This is a genomic window from Pyxidicoccus fallax (genome assembly GCF_012933655.1).
Taxonomy (GTDB): domain Bacteria; phylum Myxococcota; class Myxococcia; order Myxococcales; family Myxococcaceae; genus Myxococcus; species Myxococcus fallax.
The window spans coordinates 1-19384 of sequence record NZ_JABBJJ010000134.1 but is presented as its reverse complement, the minus strand read 5'-3'; the positions used below and the strand labels follow the sequence as shown (position 1 = coordinate 19384).

The window sequence follows — 19384 nt, the reverse complement described above, 5'->3', positions numbered from 1 at the left end:
GGGCCGCTCAGCTGCCGTGGAGCTGGCGCAGGCGCTCGCGCGTCATGGCGTCGGCGACGCCGGTGGGTTGCAGGGACTGGCTCGCCTGGAACGCGCGCAGCGCGCCCGCGAGCGCCCCGGAGGCCCGCGCGTCCGCCGGGAAGAGAAAGCCCAGGTTGGTCAGCCGCGCGCGCAGGCCCGAGTCCTCCGTCACCGGGTGCAGCGCCCGCAAATCGAGTCGGTAGGTCCACTCGAAGGGCAGCGAGCCCACGCGCACGAGCGCCACGTCGGCGTCGGGCCGGACGCGGCACTCCAGCGCCCCCTGCGCGTCGGTGGTGCCGTGGTGCTCGCGGCCGTCCACCTCCACGACATAGGGCATGTCCGCCAGCGGCTGGCCACCCACGCGTGCCCGGAAGCGCAGCAGCGAGGGGACGCCCCGCAGCGTGAAGGTGTGGGTGCGTCCCGTCTGGGCCGCCACCACCTTCTTGCGCAGCGGGGGGATGAAGACCGGGTCCCCGGGAAACAGCACGAGCGGGTCGTCCCGCAGGGCCCGCAGGGGCGCGTTGCGCTCATGAGACCAGATGAACGCGGAGGTGTGCCCGTAGAGGTACGCGATGCTCTCCAGGTTCTCTCCTCCGCCGACGACGTGCGTGACGCCCCCGGACGGAATCGGTCTGGGCTGGGATGACATGGCCCCGCCCATCGCAAACCGCGTGCCTGGAGCGCGGCCCCCTGTCTTCCCAGGCACGAGCCCCCGAACCGGCGCGTCGCGCGTCCGGCCCCGACGCGCCCGCGTCCAGGGCGTACGCGGCACGCCCCCTTCCTCCCCTACACGAAACGTACGTGGCGCCCGAAATCCACACCCTCGCCACGCCGAGTCAAAAGCCACACAGTTGCATTAGCAAGTTGGAATCAGTAAAAGCCCGACACACTCCATGCTGACGGCGAGACAGCTCACGAAGGCGTATGGCGCGCGCAAGGCGCTCGACGGGCTCGACCTGGAGGTCGGCGGCGGCGAGGTGCTGTGCCTCTTGGGGCCCAACGGCGCCGGCAAGACGACGACGCTCCACCTGTTCCTCGGGCTCTTGAAGCCCACCTCGGGCACCGCGCTCGTCAAGGGCGTGGACGTGGCGGCGGACCCCATCACGGCGCGCCGGCACATCGCCTACGTGCCCGAGCAGGTGCAGCTCTACCCGCACCTCAGCGGCCTGGAGAACCTGGGCTACTTCCTGGGCCTGGCGCTCCCGGCGCCCCCTCCCCCCGAGCGGCTCCACACGCTGTTGCGCGAGGCCGGCCTGCCCGCCGAGGCCGCCACCCGCCCCGTCGGCGGCTACTCCAAGGGCATGCGGCAGAAGGTCGTCCTCGCGCTGGCCCTGGCCCGCGAGGCGGAGGCACTGCTGCTGGACGAGCCGACGTCGGGCCTGGACCCCGTCTCCATCCGCGAGCTGGGAAACCTCATCAAGCGCCTGAGCGCCCGGGGCGCCTCGGTGCTGATGGTGACGCATGACCTGAGCATCGTGCGCTCCGTCGCCCACCGCGTGGGCGTCATGAAGGCGGGCCGGCTGGTGGAGCTCACCCCGGCGGCCTCCCTCTCGGAGGAGGGCCTGGAGCGCCTGTACTGGAAGCACTTCGAACCGGAGGGGGCCACGGGGCCCTCTCTCCCGCACGCCTCCGGGGCGTGAGCCTGGAACCATGAAGACCCCCTTCCCCCTGACGGCGGCCCTGCTGCTGTGCTGCCCCTGGCCTGCCCTGGCCCAGGCGACGCCCGGCGTCACCCCTCCCGCGGCCACCGCCACGCCTCCGCCCGCCTCCAGCGACACCGCCTCCGGTGACGGCGCGTCTCCGGGCATGGGAGCGCCCCACTCCAGCCGCCCGGATGCCACCCCGCCTCCAGCTCCGGCCGACGACGAGGCGTCCCCGGACCACATGGGAGAGACCATCTCCGTGGAAGGGCGCGGCAGGGGCGCGCTCATCAGCTCGGAGGTGCTCACCTCCGTGAATGTCATCGGCCGCGAGCAGCTCGCGGAGGAGAACGTCAACGAGCCGCTGGAGGTGCTGCGCCGCACGCCGGCCGTCTACATGGACGGCTTCAACCAGGGCATCGTCAGCTCCGACATCGGCGTGCGCGGCTTCAGCACCCAGGGCGACGTGGCGCCCGTGAAGCTGCTCATCGACGGCATCCCCAGCAACATCCACATCGGCGTGCCCGACATGAAGACCGTCTCTCCGCTCGACATCGAGCGCATGGAGGTGGTGAAGGGCACCAACGACCCGCGCTTCGGCCTCTACAACGTGGCCGGCAACGTCAACGTCGTCACCCGGCGCGGCGGCAACGAGCGGCAACTCCGGCTGCTCGGCGGCAGCTTCGGCACCGTCGAGCCCCAGGCCTTCATCGGCATCGAGAACGGGCGCCTCGCGCAGAACTACTCGGCGGCCTACCGCCGCTCCTCCGGCTACCGGAACAACTCCGAGCAGGGCCGCTTCACCGGCTCGGGCAAGTGGTTCCTCACGCTCGACAAGGGCGGTCGCGTGGGCCTCATCGTCCGCGGCGCGTACATGGACGCGGACGCGCCCGGCTACCTCACCACGGACGAGATGCGCGCCGCGCCACGCTCGGTGGTGGACTACGCCCGCGCGGACGGCGGCACGCAGCGCAACCTGCACGCCAGCGTCCACTTCGACCGGGACTTCAGCCCGGACCTGACGTGGTCCCTCAAGGCGTACGGCCAGGGCTTCCTGCGCAAGCGCTGGGTGCGCCACAGCGCCGAGTCCATCCAGCAGGAGCGCGTGGAGGACGAGAAGCAGTACGGCGCCCTCTCGGTGCTCACCCTGCGCACGGACGCGCTCGGCCTGGAGGACTTCGCGCTGGAGTGGGGCCTGGACTACCAGCTCCAGGACAACCGGCACCTGCGCTACCAGACGGAGGAGCGGCGGCGCTCCGGCGACCCGGTGCGCAACCAGGACTTCGACTTCCAGGCGCTCGGCACGTACCTGCAGGCGCGCGCGTGGCTGGTGGACCGGGTGCGCGTGGTGGCGGCGCTGCGCGCGGACCGGCTCTTCGGCGGCTTCCGCGACCGGCGCTCCGGTGACGAGTACGGCATCAGCGACGAGGACCTCATCCTCCAGCCCAAGCTGAGCCTCGCGTACACGCCCTGGGAGGGACACACCGTGTACGGCAACTACGGCCGCACCTTCCAGACGGGCGTGGGCCTCGGCGCGTACCAGACGCAGGGCGAGCCCCTGTCCGTCTCGCTCAACGACGGCTGGGAGGCCGGCTACAAGCTGGAGCCGCGCGACTGGCTCACCGCGCGCGTGGCCGTGTGGCAGCAGTACGCCAGCAACGAGGTGCGCCTGCGGTTCGACGACTCGGGCGACTCGGAGAACGTGGGCCGCACCCGCCGCGAGGGCTTCGACGTGGAGCTGACGGTGCGGCCGCTCACGCAGGTGACGCTGTGGGGCTCCTTCAGTCGCCACGTCGCGTGGCAGACGGAGCCCGGTCCGGCCCACCCCGCGCGCCTGGGCAAGCAGCTGGACCACGTGCCGGACTTCAGCGCGAAGACGGGCGTGGACTACGCGCCGCTCACCGCGCTGCACCTGTCCCTCTGGCTCTACGCGCAGGGCGACTACCACCTCACGAAGGAGAACGACCAGGGCCAGTACGGGGCCTACACCCTGCTCAACCTGGACGCGTCCTATGAGGTGACGCAGTGGGCGCGCGTGGGCGTGCAGCTGCGCAACCTGCTGGGCACCACCTACGACACGTCCGTCTGGTACCGCGACTTCAGCGGGCCCACCGTCCTGCACACGCCCGGCGACGGGCGCGCGGGCTACGTCACCACCACCATGACCTTCTGAGCATGGCCATGAACGCCCTCTGGATGATTGCGCGGCACGAGGTGCTGCGGGCCCTGCGCCACCGCACGGCGCGCGTGGGCATGGTGGCGCTCGGCGCGCTGGTGCTCGCCGGCTGTCTGCTGGGCGCGTACCGGCAGACGCTGCAAACCCAGGAGCGGGAGGCCCACCAGCAGCTCGTGCGCGCACAGTGGGAAGGCCAGCCCGCGCGCCACCCGCACCGCGTGGCGCACTACGGCACCTTCGCCTTCCGCCCCGCCGGGCCGCTGGCCTTCTTCGACCCGGGCGTGGACGGCTTCGTCGGCACGTCGGTGTACCTGGAGGCGCACCGGCGCAACGGCCTCACCTTCAGCGAGGCCGCGCAGTCCGGCGAGCTGATGCGCCTGGGCACCGCCAGCACCGCCTTCGTCCTCCAGTTGCTCCTGCCGCTGCTCGTCTTCTGCCTCGCCGCCGGCTCCGTGGCGGGCGAGCGCGAGGGCGGCACCTGGCGCCTGCTCCTGGCACAGGGCGTGAGTCCCCGCACGCTGCTGGCCGGCAAGGTGCTGGGCGTGTGGCTGCTGGTGGCGCTCCTCCTGGTGCCCTCGCTGCTGCTCGTGGCGGTGGGGGCGGTGCTGACGGGCGTGCTGTCGTCGGGCACGGACACCCTGCCCCGCGCGCTGCTGCTCCTGGCGGGCTACGGCCTGTACGGCCTCATCTGCGCCACGCTCGCCGTCTGGGTGTCCTCCTGGCACCAGCAGACGCGCGGGGCGCTGATGACGCTCCTGGTGCTGTGGATGGGGCTGTGGCTGGTGGTGCCGCGCGTCGCCACCCACGTGGCCGCCCGGCTCCACCCGGCGCCGTCGGCCGCGAAATTCGACGCGGAGCTGGAGGAGTCCCTGCGCACCGCCGCGGATGGCCACAGCCCGAACAGCCCCGCCTTCATGGAGCTGAAGCAGAAGTACCTGCGCCAGTACGGCGTGGAGCGAGTGGAGGACCTGCCCATCAACTTCGGCGGCGTGGCCATGCACGAGAGCGAGGCCGCCACCCGCGCCGTCTTCGAGGAGCACTACCGCCGCCTCTTCGACGCGTGGCGCGCGCAGGACCGCGCGGCCCTCGTCCTGTCCGTCCTCAACCCCATGCTGGCGCTGCGCAACGCCTCCATGGCGCTGGCCGGCACCGACTCGCACCACGCCATCGACTTCGAGCAGCAGGCGGAGGACCACCGCTACGCCTTCATCCAGCGCCTCAACGAGCTGCACACGCACGAAATCCGCGCGGTGAACGACCGCGCGCAGCGGCTGGACGCCAGCAAGTGGAAGGACTTCCCGCCCTTCGAGTACCGGCGCCCCGCGCTCACCCAGGCGATGGCTCCGGTGGGCCTGGCCTGCGCCGCGCTGCTGGGCTGGGCGGTGGCGCTGCTGGCGATGCTGGGCCTGCGCCCCGGAGGTGCGTCATGAGCATGCTGCTGCGCTACGAGGCGCGCAGGCTGTGGACGTCCCGCGCGTCCGTGGCGGCCCTCCTGGGCGTGCTGGTGCTGGGCCTGGGCGCCATCGCCCTCGGCGTGGAGCGTACCGGGCAGGACGCGGAGCTGGTGACGCTGCGCGAGCAGCGGCTCGCGGAGCAGCAGGCCCACCTGCGCACGAGCCATGCGCCGGACGCCGAGCTGGGCCTCGTCCTCTACTACCTGTCGCTGCCCACCGTGCGCGAGCCATCGCCGTGGACCGCCGTGTCCACGGGCCTGTGGGACGTGTACCCCGGCAGCCAGCCCTTGCGGCTGTTGGGCCTGGTGCCGCAGCTGCACGCGCTGGAGCCGGACAACCCGGTGCGGCAGCTCACGGGCAGCTTCGACCTGGCCTTCGTGCTGGCCTTCCTCGTGCCGCTGCTGGTCATCGGCCTGGGGCATGACGTGCTCTCCGGGGACGAGGACCTGGGCACGGCCTTCCTCGTCCGCGCGCAGCCCGCGCCGGTGTCGCGCCTCGTGCTCTTGCGGCTGGGCGTGCGCGCGGCGGCCGTCGCCGCCCTGGTGCTGGTGCTCCTGGGCGCGGCGGTGGTGTGGACGGGCAGCCCGCTGGACGCGCGGGTGCTGTACGCGGCGTTCATCGGCCTGGGCTCGGTGGCGCTGTGGTTCCTGGTGGTGTTGCTGGTGGCGTCACTGCGGCGCTCCTCCGCCTTCACCGCACTGACGCTGGTGGGCGTGTGGCTGGGCAGCGCGGTGCTGGTGCCGGCGCTGCTCAACCTCGGCCTGTCGCTGGGCTTCCCGGTGCCGGGCGGCATCCAGCTGACGCTCACCCAGCGCCAGGAGATGAACGCGGGCTGGGACAAGCCCAAGCGCGCCACCATGGAGCCCTTCGTCGCGCGGCGGCCGGAGTGGGCCTCGACGCAGGTTCCGGAAGAGCGCTTCTCGTGGCCCTGGTACTACGCCATGCACGAGGTGGGGGACGCCTCCGTGGAGGCTCCGCTGCGCGCCTACCGCGAGCAGCTCCAGCGGCGCAACACGTGGGCCGAGCACCTGGCGCTGGTGCTGCCGCCCGTGAATGTGCAGCTGCTCTTCAACCGGCTGGCGGGCACGGACCTGGGCGCGCAGCTCGCCTACCGCGACAGCGTCATCGCCTACCACGAGCAGCTCAAGCGGCACTTCTACCCGCCCGTCTTCCAGGGCGCGCGGCATGCGTCGCTCGACTACGACGCCATTCCCCGCCACCACTTCCGTCCCCCCGAGCCCCGCCTGTTCCCGGGACTCGTGGGGCTCGGCCTCGCCGTGCTCGCCCTCGCCCTGCTGGTACCAGGGGCCTGCCGCCGCATGGACCGGGCCGTCTCGTGAGCTCCCCACCCCCACACCCCAATGGGAGTATCGCTTGGAACCCTCACTCGCTCGGGCCCATGAACCCCTGACGTCCCCTCCAACCACGCCCGTCTCCGGGCGCGAGCAGCTGCTGCGCGACGGCTACACCGTGCTGACCGGTGTGCTGAACACGGACGAGGTGCGGCGCTTCCGCGCGCTGACCCAGCGCATCCTCGAGGCGCAGCAGGGCAGCGCGGAGTACCGCGAGAAGCACCGGGCCATCGGCAGCCTCGTGGACATCCTCCGCGAGCCGGGCTTCGTGGACCTCATCTGCCACCCCAACATGCGCGCGGGGCTCGCGTCGCTGGGCTTCCCGGAGCCGCGCTACCAGCACGGCATCGTCTTCAACAAGCTGCCCCACACCCCCCGCACCTTCTGGCACCAGGACGGGACGATGTGGGACCACCCGGCCGCCTACGAGGCCGAGCCGCTGGACCTCATCCTCATCTACTACCTCGTGGACACCCACCCGGCGAACGGCTGCCTGCGCGTCATCCCCGGCAGCCACCGGCGGCGCCACGTGCTGCACTCGCAGCTGAAGGGCACGTACACGCCGGACCTGCGGGCCATGAAGGACCCGTCGTCCCCCGCCTTCCAGCTCTACCCGGACGAGCAGCCCGTGCCGGTGCGCGCCGGCAGCCTCGTCGTCACCGACGCGCGGCTCCTGCACGCCGCCCACGCCAACGACAGCGACGAGGACCGCACCGCGCTCAGCCTCTGGTACCTGCCCTCGTACGAGGCGCTGCCGGAGGTGCTGCGCGCCCGCTACACGCTCCGCGCGGGCGTGGATGACCGCCTGCCCTACGTGCCCCAGGGCTGGCCCGAGGAGGCCACTCAAAGACTTCGCACCCTGTTGCCCCCGCCGTACGCCGGAACCGAGACGCCGCTGCCCATGAACAACCTGCCCGACCAGCGCCTGCGCTGACGGAGGAACTCATGCTGCCCACACCCCCCAATGACATGGCAGTCCAGGTCCACCGCGTCTATCAGCGACTGGCTACGGCCTCCTCGCTGGAGCCCTGTGACGAGGTGAACAAGCTGTTCAGCGAGCTGGTGCGCATCTCCCTGTCACCGCTGGAGAAGGCCGACGCCGCGCGGATGCTGGCCGACCCGGTGCTCGACGCCATCCGGGAGAACCTGTGGCGCGTGTGCGCGCGCGGCGAGTTCGAGCTGGAGCGCCAGTGGTCCACCCGCATCGTCGAGGCCGAGGACGCCTGGACGGAGCTGAAGCGGTTCCCCTACTACGGCAACTACGAGAAGCTGGCGCGGCTGGAGGCCGCGGCCCTGCAGGGCGCCGCCTCGCGTCCGCTGGAGCGCGTGCTCTTCGTGGGCAGCGGCCCGCTGCCGCTCACCTCCATCCTCCTCGCGAAGCACCACGGCATGCGCGTGGACAACGTGGAGATGGACGAGCGCGCCTTCCACGTCTCGCGTCACCTGACGGAGCGGCTGGGCATGACGCACCAGCTGAGCTACCGGCACGCGGACGTGATGTCCTGCTCGGACCTGGGGGACTACGACTGCGTCTTCCTGGCGGCGCTGGTGGGGATGAACCCGCGCGAGAAGACGGAGCTGCTGCGGCACCTGGGTGCATGCATGCGGCCCGGCGCGCTCCTGCTGGCGCGCAGCTCGGCGCGGCTGCGCGTGCTGCTCTACCCGGAGGTGGACATCGGCCGGCTGGAGCCCTTCGTGCCGCGCATGGAAATCCATCCGCACGACGAGGTCGTCAACTCGGTCCTCATCGCCGAGGTGCCCGCGGCGTCCACCCACGCCGCGGCCTGAAGCCCCCAAGAGAGACACACACCATGGCGAATCTCCTGGTCATCGAGAGCTGGGTGCGCTCGGTCGGGCTCATCCTGCCGAGGAAGCTGCGCGCACTGGGGCACCGGTACACCTTCGTCAGCCGCAAGCCGGAGCACTACACGGGCTGGGCCCAGGGCGCGGGCCTGCTGGCCTCCGGCGCGAAGCCGGAGCCCCACCCGCTCATCGCGCTCGCGGACGACGTCATCACCGCGGAGACGAACGACGCCGAGCAGCTCATCGCGGCGCTGAAGCCCCTGCACAAGGAGCGCCGCTTCGACGGGGTGCTCACCTGCTGTGACTACTACCTGGAGACGACGGCGCTCGTGGCCGAGGCGCTGGGCCTGCCCGGCCCTCCGCCGTCGGCGATGCGGGTGGCGCGCTCCAAGCACCTGATGCGCGAGGCGTGCCGCCGCGCGGGACTCGCGGGTCCGCGCTTCCTGGCCACGCCGGACCTGGACGCCGCGCTCGCCTTCGCGAAGGAGGTGGGCTTCCCGGTGGTGCTCAAGGCGGTGGACCTGTGCGCCAGCGAGGACGTGCGCGCGGCGCATGACGCCGACGAACTGCGCGCGGCCTTCGCCCACATCCTCGGGCCGCCGGTGAACATCCGCGGCCAGACGCGGCCCGGGGTGGTGCTCGTCGAGGAGTTCCTCCGCGGCGAGGAGTTCAGCGTGGAGACGTGCACTTGGCGCGGCGACACCGCAGTCATCGGTGTCACCGACAAGAGCCTCGTCGGCTACCCGCACTTCATCGAGTCCGGGATGATGCACCCGGCGGACCTGCGCCCGGAAGTCGCGCGCTCGCTGGCGGACTGCGTGCGGCAGGCGCTCACGGCGGTGGGCTACACGCACGGGCTGACGCACACGGAAATCAAGCTCACCGAGGCCGGGCCGCGCATCATCGAAATCAACGCGCGCATGGGCGGCAGCTACGTGTTCGAGCTGGTGGAGCTCGTCACTGGCGTGGACTTCTTCACGGCCGTCATCGACCTCGCGCTGGACAAGCGTCCGGCGGTGCAGCCGCGCGACACCGGCATCACCAGCGCGGCGGTGCACTTCCTCCTGCCTCCGCGCGGCGGCCGCGTCGTGTCCATCCGGGGGGCGGACGAGGTTCGGAGAGATTCGGACATCCACCGGCTGGTGGTGGACGACGTGGTGGGCAAGACGCTGCGCGCGCCCCAGGACAACAACGACTTCATGGGGCACGTCATCGCGGTGGACCGGAACGGGCTCGGCGCGCGGCGGAAGGCGGAGTGGGCCGTGTCGCGGCTGGACATCCAGGTCGAGTGAGCCATGGCCGAGGCGACGAGTCCCCCGGCCCGCTCGCTGGGAGCGCTGGCGCAGCTGCGCGCGGCGAACCCCACGGTGCGGATGCTGCTGGGGTGCGACCTGGGCTTCAACCTGGGTTTCTACATGCTGGTGCCCTTCCTGGCGGGGCACCTGTCCTCGCTGGCCGTCTCCGGATGGCTGGTGGGGCTCATCCTCGGGCTGCGCAACCTGAGCCAGCAGGGCCTCTACCTCGTGGGGGGCACGCTCGCGGACCGGGGTGAGTACCGCTCGCTCATCGTCCTCGGCTGTCTGGTGCGCAGTGGGGCGTTCGCGCTGTTCGGGCTGTCGCAGTCGGTGCCGGCGCTCGCGGTGGCGTCGGTGCTGACGGGCGGGGCGGCGGCGCTCTTCACGCCGGCGATGAAGGCGTACCTGTCCGGCCTGCAGCGCGAGGAGCGTCCGGCGGCCTTCGCCCTCTCCGCGATGCTGTCGCAGGCGGGGGCGCTGCTGGGGCCGCTGCTGGGCATGGGGGTGCTGGGCTCGGACTTCCGCCGGCTGGCCTTCACGGCGTCGGGGCTGTTCCTGCTGTGGGCGGTGCTGCTGCGGCGGTACCTGCCCGAGAAGCGCGGCACGGAGGCTGGGGCCAAGGCGCCGGTGTGGCACGGGTGGCGCGAGGTGCTGGCACACCGGGACTTCGTCATCTTCGCGGTGGCGATGGCGGGGTACGCGGTGTTGTTCAACCAGCTGTACCTCGCGCTGCCGCTGGCGCTGGACTCGGCGCGGCAGGGGCCTCGGGGGGTGGGGTCGGTGTTCATCCTCTCTGGGGTGTTGATGGTGCTGTTCCAGGTGCGCGTCACGGCGTTCTGCCGGAGGCGGTGGACGCCCGCTTCGGCGATTGTCCGGGGCCTCACGCTGATGGGCGTGGCCTTCCTTCCGATGGCGGTGTTGATGGTGCCAGGCCGGTCGTCGCCGCAGGTGGTGACGGCGATGGTGCTCGTCACCACGGCGATTCTCACGCTGGGGATGATGGTGGCGTTCCCCTTCTCCATGGACATGGTGTCGCTGCTCGCCGGGGAGCGGCGACTGGGCACGTACTACGGCGTCTACTACCTGGCCGCGGGCCTGGGCGCGGCGCTGGGCAACCTCGTGACGGGCCACCTGATGGAGCGCGGCGGCGCGGCGGCGTGGCTGCTGCTCGTCGGCGTGGGGCTCACGTCGTCGGCGATGGTCGCGGCGCTCGGCGCGCGAGGCCGGCTGGTGGCGCGCGGGGCGCAGGAAACATGAGGCTCACGTCAGGACGAGCCAGATCGCGCGCGCCGCTGGCGTGCGTGCCAGGGCTGGATAGCAAGGTGCATGAACCCGACGTCACCCCGAGCGGCGCCGCGGCAACTGTCGTACGTGCCGAGCGCAGGTCACGGCACGCAGGTCAGTGCGAGCCACTGGCGTGCGTACTGGGTGCGAGGGGAGCAGGACACATGAGCCCGACTTCACCGCGGACCGCGTCGCGGCCTCAGCCAGCGGGCGCGCCGGGTGTCCGGGCAGCAGCCGTCATGTCGTCGCGGTGGGCAGACGTGCCACGTGAGCGGGGTGCAGGACGCATGAGTTCGGTGTCATCGCGAGTCGCGATGCGGTTGCTGCTCCTGACGAGCGTGCTGGGTGCGAGCGTCGCGGGAGCGCAGGTTCCGATGGACCTGGGCCGCCTGTCCGGCCCCATCATCATGGACGGCCGCCTGGACGAACTGGCGTGGGAGTCCATCCCGTCGCTGCCCGTCTCGGTCTACGAGCCCGTGTACGGCAAGGCCCCCGCCGAGCGGACGGAGATTCGCATCGCCTATGACGACGGCGCCCTGTACGTGGCCGCGCGCCTGTCGGACTCGCTGCCGGACGACGTGCGCGGCAACTCGCTCTACCGCGACCAGTACAACGGGGACGACACGGTCGGCCTCATCGTGGACGCCTTCAACGACGAGGACACCGCGCTCTGGTTCTACACCACGCCCACCGGCATCCGCGTGGACGGCACGGTGGTGGCGGACATGGCCAGCGGCGAGGCGGACTGGAGCTGGAACGGCCACTGGGAGGCGGCCTCCCAGCGCACGGCGGACGGGTGGACGTCGGAGATGCGCATCCCCTTCTCCACGCTCGGCTTCCAGGACGAGGGCGGGCAGGTGGTGATGGGGCTGTCGGTGTACCGCTGGCTCGCGCGCCACAACGAGCGCCACATCTGGCCGGACGTCCCGCCGCGCTGGCCGCGCGCCTACGCCAAGCCCTCGCGCCTCCAGGACGTGGTGCTGCGGGGCGTGGACGGCCGCCGCGCCGTCTACGTGACGCCGTACACGCTGGGCGGCTACACGCAGCGCCAGCGCCCCGGCGAGACGCGCACCCTCGGCCTGCAGCGACGCGGACTGCGCGCCGACGTCGGCGTGGACGCGAAGCTCGGCGTGTCGAGCAACACCACGCTCGACATCACGGTGAACACGGACTTTGCCCAGGCGGAGGCGGACGACGAGCAGATCAACCTCACGCGCTTCCCCCTCTTCTTCCCGGAGAAGCGCCAGTTCTTCCTGGAGCGCGCGAGCGTCTTCTCCTTCGGGCTGTCCGGTGACGGGCGGCTCTTCAACAGCCGCAGCATCGGGCTCGTGGACGGCCAGCCTGTGCCGCTGCTCGGCGGTGCGCGGCTGGTGGGGCGCACGGGCGCGTGGGACTTCGGCCTGTTGGACATGCAGGCGCTGTCCACCCAGGAGCGCCCCACGGAGAACATGGGCGTCGTGCGCGTGCGCAGGCAGCTCGGAGACCCGCGCTCCAGCGTGGGCGTGATGCTGACCACGCGCATCGACGGCGACGGTCGCTCCGCGCTGGCCTACGGCGTGGACTCCGTGCTGCGCGTCATTGGCGACGAGTACCTCAGCGTGAAGTGGGCACAGAGCACGCGCTGGGGCCGGGCGCCGGTGACGGACGCGGACTCCGAGGTGACGCCGCCGTCCGGGCGGGGAGGCCGGCTGCTGGTGGACTGGCAGCGCCGGCGAGCCGCGGGGCTGAGCTACCGGCTCGGGCTCAACTGGGTGGGAGACGGCTACGTGGCGCCGCTGGGCTTCGAGCCGCGCCGCGACGTGCGCTGGGCGGACGGCGCGCTGCAATACGAGTGGCTGCTGTCGGAGGCCTCGCCGCTGCGCCGCATCCGCCTGGGCACCACGGGCGAGGTGTGGCAGCGCAACTCGGACCGGGTGGTGGAGACGGCGCTGGCCGAGCCCTTCCTGCGGATGGAGACGCAGGGTGGCTCGGAGCTGGCGCTGTCGGGCTCGCTGCGAACGGAGGACGTGGCGACGGAGTTCCTCCTGGGCGGAGACGCGGCGATTCTCGCCGGGCGCTACACCTTCCAGCGCGTCCGCGCGGAGTACGGCATGGCCAGCCGCTACCGGCTGCGTACGGACATCGCCGTCGAGGCGGGCGGGCTTTACGACGGGCGCAGCATCGGCGTGACGCTGGGGCCCACGTGGAATGCCTCGCGCCACCTCAACGTGGGAGCCGAGTACCAGCTCGACGCCTTCCGCGCGCCTGAGCGCGACCAGGCCCTGGACTCACACATCTTCCGGCTGCGGCTCCAGGTGGCGCTGGACCCGCACCTGTCGCTGAGCACGCTGGCGCAGTACAGCAGCGTGGTGAAGCGGGCCAGCTTCAACGCGCGGCTGCGCTACCACGTGCGCGAGGGCCAGGACTTCTGGCTCGTCTACGACGAGCGGCTCACCCGCGGCCTGTCGGATCCCACCGAGCGCGTGGCACCGCAGAACAACAACCGGGCGCTTCTCCTCAAGTACACGCACACCCTCGTGTGGTGACGCCGGGGAAGCCGGGCGGCAGAACCTCCCGCGAGCCGGACGCGCTCGGCACTCGGGGTGGCGGTCCTGACGCTGGCTCGGTGTGCGGCCATGCTACCGAGCGCGTGGCGCTTCACCCTCCCCACGGGCACGCGAGCCGTGACGCCTGGGCACCAGGCAACCGCCACCCCCGCGCCAACGGGCGATTGAATGTCCACCGTGTGGAGCCTTCCAAGCCAGTGACAAGGAGGCTTCACGTGACGACTCGAAAGAACGCGACGGTTCGGAAGACGGCGGCGGCGGTGCTCCTCTCGGCGACGATGCTGGGCGCGGGTGGCTGCGCGACGCCGGGCAAGCGGACCGCGACGGGCGCGGCGGCGGGCGGCATCGTCGGCGCGGGCGCGGGCGCCGTGGCGGGTGGCTGGAAGGGCGCGGCCGTGGGCGCGGCGGCGGGCGCGGCCGTGGGTGCCGGCGTGGGCAACTACCTCGACAAGCGCGCCCAGGAGCTGGACAAGGTCGCGGAGACGCGCAAGACCGACCGCGGCCTGCTCGTCAACCTGGACAGCGAGCTGCTCTTCGAGACGAACAGCGCCGTCCTCACCGACCAGGCCGTGTCGCAGCTCACGCAGCTGGGCGACATCCTCTCGAAGTACCCCGATGACCGCATCACGATTGAGGGCCACACGGACAGCCGCGGCACGGAGCCCTACAACGAGGCCCTGTCGCTGCGCCGCGCGGAGGCGGTGCAGCGCGTGCTGCGCGGGCGCGGCGTGGACGACAGGCAGATGATGGTGCTCGGCCAGGGCGAGACGCAGCCCGTGGCGCCCAATGACACCCCGGATGGCCGCTCCGCCAACCGCCGTGTCGAGCTGCACATCGACGTGCCCCAGGCGACCCGGCGCGGTTGAGGCCGGATTCACCACCCCACCCCGGGGCCACGTCCCGGGGTAGAACAGGGCCATGAGCGTCCAGTTCCTGCTGACCCCGCCCGAGGGCCTCCTCGACGTGCTGACCCCGGCCCGGCTCGCTTCCTTCCGGAAGTGGTTCGTGCGCGAGTGGACCGACGGCGAGGGGCCCCTGACCGCCCAGGCGGCCAGGGAACTACAGGAGGACGTACGGGAGGACCTGGAGACGTACCTGCGCGACATCCAGGGCGCGGTGGACCACCTCCGCGAGCACGGCGCCTCGGCGCTGAAGAAGCCGCTGCCCTCCCCCTTCGATGACGTGGCGGTGGACCTGCTCGACGAGCTGGCCGAGTTCTTCGCCCGGGGAGGGCTCGGGGCCGACGACGTGCTGATGAAGGCCACCGAGCGGAGCGTGGACGACAAGGACCTCCGGGCGGCGGAGGCCGTCGTCGGCTCGGCCTGCCCCGGGAGGACGCAGCAGCTGTGGCGGCACCTCGTCTGGGGCCGGGCCCCGTGGACGGAGCTGGGCGTGGGCATCCAGTTGCAGCGCGAGGTGGCCTCGCTGGGGTACTGGACGCGCGCGGAGGTCCGGCAGGTGCGCGATGACCTGCGCGAGCACCTGGGCGGCCCGCCGCGCTACAAGCCGGTGCGCGCCATGGCCCGCTTCACGTCCCTGCTCCAGCGGACGCTATCGCGCGCGAGCCGGGGAGACGCGGCCGCCGCGCTCGACGCGGTGTCGAAGGCGGTGGACCGCGCGGGCCAGGAGGGCTCCGGGCTGCTCGTCGTCCGCTGAAGCGCCGCGCTCACGCCAGGCTGCGCGCGAGGCTGCCCAGCGTGGACATGGCGCCCTCGATGCGCGGCGTCCACGGGTGGCCGCAGCTCAGCCGGACGAAGTTGCGGTACGAGTCCGGCCGCGCGGAGAAGATGGGGCCGGGCGCGATGCTCACCCCCGCCTCCAGCGCCTTGGCGTGCAGCGCCAGCGCGTCCACCCGCGGCGGCAGCTCCACCCACAAGAGCGAGCTGCCCGAGGGGCGCGCCACGCGCGTGCCCTCGGGGAAGAACTCGGCCACGGCCTCGGCCATGCGCTCCACCTGGGCGGCGAGCCGGCGGCGCAGCGCGCGCAGGTGCCGGTCGTAGCCTCCCTCCTGGAGGAAGCGCGCAATCGTGAGCTGCGGCAGCGTGCCCGTGGCCACCGTGTGCGAGAACTTGAGCAGCTCCACGCGGTCCCTGAAGCGGCCCGGCGCCACGTAGCCCACGCGGAAGCCCGGGGCGAGCGTCTTCGAGAACGAGCCGCACAGCATCACGTTGCCCGTGGTGTCGAAGGACTTGCACGTGCGCGGACGCTCCGGGCCGAAGTGCAGGTCGCCGTAGATGTCGTCCTCGATGAGGGGGATGTCGCGCTCGGCGAGCATCTGCACGATGCGCTTGCGGTGCTCCTCGGGCATGCAGCTGCCCACCGGGTTGCTGAAGCTGGGCACCACCAGCACGGCGGCCACGCGCCGCCGCTCCAGCGCGGCCAGCAGCGCGTCCGGCTCCATGCCGTGCCGGGGGCTGCTCGGAATCTCCAGCGCGCGCAGCCCGAGCGACTCGATGGCCTGCAGCGTGCCGTAGTACGCGGGGGACTCGATGGCGATGGTGTCCCCGGTGCGCGCCACGGCCAGCAGGCACAGGTGGACGGCCTCGGACGCGCCGCAGGTGGTGACGAAGTCCTCGGGGGCCAGCGAGCAGCCCCAGTCCAGCGAGCGGCGCGCGAGCTGCTGGCGCAGCTCCAGGCAGCCGGGAGGCAGGTCGTAGCCGATGCCGGCGTCCCCGGCCTCGCGGGTGAGGGCGTTCAGCTCGCGGTGCAGCCGCTTGACGGGGAGCAGCTCCGGCGCGGGCCACGCGGCGCCCAGCTGGACGAGGCGCGGCTCGTGCGCGGACCGGTACACGCGGGCCACCAGCGCGCTGACGGTGACGGGCACGGGAGTGGCGCTCGCGGCGGGCCGGGACACCTGCGGCTCGGCGAGCCGGGGACGCTCGCGGCGGCGCACGTAGTGCCCGGACTGCGGCCGCGTCTCGATGAGGCCGATGGACTCCAGGTGCAGGTACGCCTGGAGCACGGTGGAGATGCTCACCCGCTCACGCAGGCTGAGCTGGCGCACGGACGGCAGCCGGTCCCCGGGCCGCAGCGTGCCCGCGGCGATGGCGTCTCCCAGCCGCTCGGCGACCTGCTCGTACAGCTTCGGTTTGTGTGCCAGCGCGCCCATGCGTGTCCTCCCGGGGTGTGCCGCCCCAGCCGTCATCGGTAATCGGCTCGCGTCCCGCTGCCCAGATACACCTGACCGATACAGTGACCGGTACAGTTTACGCTGTTTCGACTGTGCTGGTCACAATCGAAAGTCGCTGCATCTGTTCTGCCCGCGCCGCCGGGAGCATGTTGGGCGCGACAGGAGGACGCGGCGATGACGTTGACACTGCCCATCACCTTTCACGACTGGCTGCGGCTGCTCGCGAGGCGCCGGAGGACGGGAGCGCCTGGGGACGGCGGCGCCGGGCCGGTATGGCTGGAGCGAGGCGCCATGTGGAGCCTGCGCGCGCACCCGCATGAGGCCCTGGCGCTGACCTGCGGCGACGGCCAGCTGTGGCTCACGTGCGAGGGTGACGCGCGGGACTACGTGCTGGGGCCCGGGGACACCGTGCGACTGGAAGCGGCCGGGCACGTGGTGGCGCAGGCGCTGAAGCCGACGCGCTTCCGCGTGTCTCGCGGGCCGTCCGCCAGGAGCGGCGAGGCGGCGGCGTGCGCGTCCTGACGGGACAGGCAAGGGCAACGCCACCTGACTGCCAGGCCCCAGGGCCGCGAGCGCATACCCAGCCAGACCCCGCGGGCACGCGAGCGGCATCGCGTGACGTCTGGCCTCATGGGCCGCGTGCATGCGCCACGGCGTCACAGGCGGGAGCGCGAGCGACATCGCGGGGCACTCGGGCTCACGGGACACGGTCACACGCCACGACATCACCACCAGGCACCCACGAGGCACCCACACCATGCACCCAGGAAGCACGCCCGCACGGGCCGGAAGCGCACACACCCTGACGGAACAGGCAAGGACACGCGAGGGACTCCTCCTCGGCGCGCTGGGGGTGCTGGCCTTCAGCCTGACGCTGCCGGCGACGCGCGTCGCGGTGCCGGAGTTGGGCGGCACGGTGGTGGGCCTCGGCCGCGCGCTGGTGGCGGCGGTGCTCGCGGGCGTGCTGCTGGCCGTGAAGCGCGAGAAGCTCCCGGAGCGGCGGCACTGGCCCCGGCTGGCGCTCATCTCCGCCGGCATGGTGGTGGGCTTCCCGCTGCTGTCGGCGCATGCGCTGAAGGACATGCCAGCCTCCCACGGCGCGGTGCTGGTGGGCCTGCTGCCCGCGGCCACGGCGGTGGCGGCGGTGTTCCGCGCCCGCGAGCGCCCCTCGGCCGCATTCTGGCTCGCCAGCGCCGCGGGCCTCGTGGCCGTGCTCGCCTTCGCCGTGGCGCAGGGGGCCGGGGCGCCCACGTCGGGAGACGGGCTGGTGCTGCTCGCGGTGGCCGCCGCGGCGGTGGGCTACGCCGAGGCCGGGGCCCTCTCCCGCGAGCTGGGCGGCTGGCGCGTGCTGTGCTGGGTGCTGGTGCTGTCCGCGCCGGTGCTGCTGCCCATCGTCGGGCTGAGCGTGGACGCCCGCCTGCTGACGGCGAGCCCTCGCGCGTGGGCCGGCTTCGCATACGTCTCCGGCGTGAGCATGTTCCTGGGCTGCTTCGCGTGGTACCGGGGACTGGCGCTGGCCGGCGTGGCGCGGGTGAGCCAGCTCCAGCTCCTGCAGCCGCTCCTCACGCTGGGCGCGTCCGCGGTGCTGCTCGGCGAGCCGGTGGGGCGCGACACGGTGGGTGCCGCGCTCCTGGTGCTGCTCTGCGTCCTCGCGAGCGCGCGCAGCCGAATCCACCGGCTGCCCGTGCCCGCGGACGCGTCGCTCAGGGCACCGTGAGAATCTCGGCGCCCGTGTCGTTGACGAGGATGGTGTGCTCGAACTGGGCGCTGCGGCTGCCGTCGACGGTGACGGCGGTCCACCCGTCGTCCCACGTGCGGCTGCCCCAGCCGCCGAGGTTGATCATCGGCTCCACCGTGAAAATCATGCCGGGCTGAATGACGGTGTTCGCGTCCGGCTCGTAATAGTGGGGAATCTGCAGGGACGTGTGGAACGTCTCGCCGATGCCGTGGCCGCAGTAGGCGCGCACCACGCTCATGCCATTCTTCGTGGCGTGGTCCTCGATGGCGCGGCCAATGTCGCTGATGGGCCGGCCGGGCTTCACCGCGGCGATGCCGACGTCGAGGCACTCGCGCGTCACCTTCACCAGCCGCTGGCTCTCCTCGTCCGCGTTGCCGACGAAGTAGGTGGCCGAGCAGTCCCCGTGGACGCCATCCAGGAAGATGGTGATGTCCAGGTTGATGATGTCCCCGTCCTCGAGCTGCCGGCTGTCGGGGATGCCGTGGCAGATGACCTCGTTGACGGAGGTGCACAGCGACTTGGGGAAGCCGTGGTACCCGAGGGTGCTCGGGTAGCCGCCGCGCTTGATGTAGGCCTCGTGCGTCAGCGCATCCAGCTCGTCGGTGGTGATGCCCGGGCGGACGTGGGCGGCCACCTCCTGGAGCACCTCGGCGGCGGCCTTGCAGGCGCGGCGCATGCGGGCGATGACGTCCGGCGTCTTGATGTCCGAGCCCGCCGCGCGGCGCGAGGGCCGGCCCGTCAGGGCGTAGTCCGGGCGGGGGATGTGGATGGGCACCTCGCGGCGCGGGCTGATGACGCCGGGGCGCACGCCCTTGCGAGCCACCTCGGGGCCCTTCTTCCGGGCCTCGGCGGCGTCGGCGCCGCGGTGGCACTTCTTGTACTTGGTGCCGCTGCCGCACCAGCAGGTGTCATTGGGGCCGGGCAGCACGGCGGGAGGGGTACGGG

Annotated in this window: 16 protein-coding genes; 13 read left to right on the top strand and 3 right to left on the bottom strand. The window is 72.3% G+C overall.

The window, feature by feature from the left end:
- Nucleotides 1-7: 7 nt before the first annotated feature.
- Nucleotides 8-670, bottom strand: coding sequence for a peptidoglycan-binding domain-containing protein (locus tag HG543_RS26515; protein ID WP_169347653.1), 663 nt, complete (start codon nt 668-670; stop codon nt 8-10).
- Nucleotides 671-914: 244 nt separating this feature from the next.
- Here HG543_RS26515 and HG543_RS26510 point away from each other — a divergent pair, with 244 nt between their 5' ends.
- From HG543_RS26510 to HG543_RS26460, 11 genes are all read left to right on the top strand, one after another.
- The gene (locus tag HG543_RS26510) at nt 915-1661 is read left to right on the top strand and encodes an ABC transporter ATP-binding protein (protein ID WP_169347652.1); all 747 of its coding nucleotides are present in this window, start codon (nt 915-917) and stop codon (nt 1659-1661) included.
- A 10-nt stretch (nt 1662-1671) separates the two neighbouring features.
- Nucleotides 1672-3834: a TonB-dependent receptor gene (locus HG543_RS26505; protein ID WP_246357306.1), complete on the top strand. Its 2163-nt coding sequence runs from the start codon at nt 1672-1674 to the stop codon at nt 3832-3834.
- Between the two features lie 8 nt (nt 3835-3842).
- Nucleotides 3843-5267 (top strand): DUF3526 domain-containing protein, encoded by a 1425-nt coding sequence (locus HG543_RS26500; protein ID WP_169347651.1) that lies wholly within the window; start codon nt 3843-3845, stop codon nt 5265-5267.
- Nucleotides 5264-6631, top strand: a complete 1368-nt coding sequence (locus tag HG543_RS26495; protein ID WP_169347650.1) for a DUF3526 domain-containing protein — start codon at nt 5264-5266, stop codon at nt 6629-6631. Before HG543_RS26500 ends, HG543_RS26495 begins: the two co-directional genes overlap by 4 nt.
- A gap of 34 nt (nt 6632-6665) precedes the next feature.
- The gene (locus HG543_RS26490; RefSeq protein ID WP_169347649.1) at nt 6666-7577 is read left to right on the top strand and encodes a phytanoyl-CoA dioxygenase family protein; all 912 of its coding nucleotides are present in this window, start codon (nt 6666-6668) and stop codon (nt 7575-7577) included.
- An 11-nt stretch (nt 7578-7588) separates the two neighbouring features.
- Nucleotides 7589-8431, top strand: a complete 843-nt coding sequence (locus tag HG543_RS26485; RefSeq protein ID WP_169347648.1) for a nicotianamine synthase family protein — start codon at nt 7589-7591, stop codon at nt 8429-8431.
- 23 nt (nt 8432-8454) lie between these two features.
- The gene (locus HG543_RS26480) at nt 8455-9738 is read left to right on the top strand and encodes an ATP-grasp domain-containing protein (RefSeq protein WP_169347647.1); all 1284 of its coding nucleotides are present in this window, start codon (nt 8455-8457) and stop codon (nt 9736-9738) included.
- A gap of 3 nt (nt 9739-9741) precedes the next feature.
- Nucleotides 9742-10998, top strand: a complete 1257-nt coding sequence (locus tag HG543_RS26475) for an MFS transporter (protein WP_169347646.1) — start codon at nt 9742-9744, stop codon at nt 10996-10998.
- A gap of 341 nt (nt 10999-11339) precedes the next feature.
- Nucleotides 11340-13550 (top strand): carbohydrate binding family 9 domain-containing protein, encoded by a 2211-nt coding sequence (locus HG543_RS26470; protein WP_169347645.1) that lies wholly within the window; start codon nt 11340-11342, stop codon nt 13548-13550.
- A gap of 236 nt (nt 13551-13786) precedes the next feature.
- Nucleotides 13787-14437: a YiaD family glycine zipper/OmpA-like lipoprotein gene (locus HG543_RS26465; RefSeq protein WP_343073442.1), complete on the top strand. Its 651-nt coding sequence runs from the start codon at nt 13787-13789 to the stop codon at nt 14435-14437.
- 52 nt (nt 14438-14489) lie between these two features.
- Nucleotides 14490-15227, top strand: coding sequence for a hypothetical protein (locus tag HG543_RS26460; RefSeq protein ID WP_169347644.1), 738 nt, complete (start codon nt 14490-14492; stop codon nt 15225-15227).
- 10 nt (nt 15228-15237) lie between these two features.
- On the opposite strand, the gene HG543_RS26455 is transcribed toward HG543_RS26460, so the two are convergent.
- Nucleotides 15238-16680 carry an aminotransferase-like domain-containing protein gene (locus tag HG543_RS26455; protein ID WP_169347643.1) on the bottom strand — a complete coding sequence of 481 codons (1443 nt, stop codon included), beginning with the start codon at nt 16678-16680 and terminating at the stop codon, nt 15238-15240.
- Nucleotides 16681-16875: 195 nt separating this feature from the next.
- Here HG543_RS26455 and HG543_RS26450 point away from each other — a divergent pair, with 195 nt between their 5' ends.
- Both HG543_RS26450 and HG543_RS26445 read left to right on the top strand, forming a co-directional pair.
- Nucleotides 16876-17223: a DUF2917 domain-containing protein gene (locus HG543_RS26450; protein ID WP_169347642.1), complete on the top strand. Its 348-nt coding sequence runs from the start codon at nt 16876-16878 to the stop codon at nt 17221-17223.
- Between the two features lie 235 nt (nt 17224-17458).
- Nucleotides 17459-18418: a DMT family transporter gene (locus tag HG543_RS26445; RefSeq protein WP_169347641.1), complete on the top strand. Its 960-nt coding sequence runs from the start codon at nt 17459-17461 to the stop codon at nt 18416-18418.
- Here the strand turns inward: HG543_RS26445 and map are convergent.
- Entirely contained in the window at nt 18405-19367 is a 963-nt protein-coding gene (gene map, locus HG543_RS26440; protein ID WP_169347662.1) for a type I methionyl aminopeptidase, read from the bottom strand. The two genes, HG543_RS26445 and map, sit on opposite strands and share 14 nt — an antisense overlap.
- Between the last annotated feature and the right edge of the window lie 17 nt (nt 19368-19384).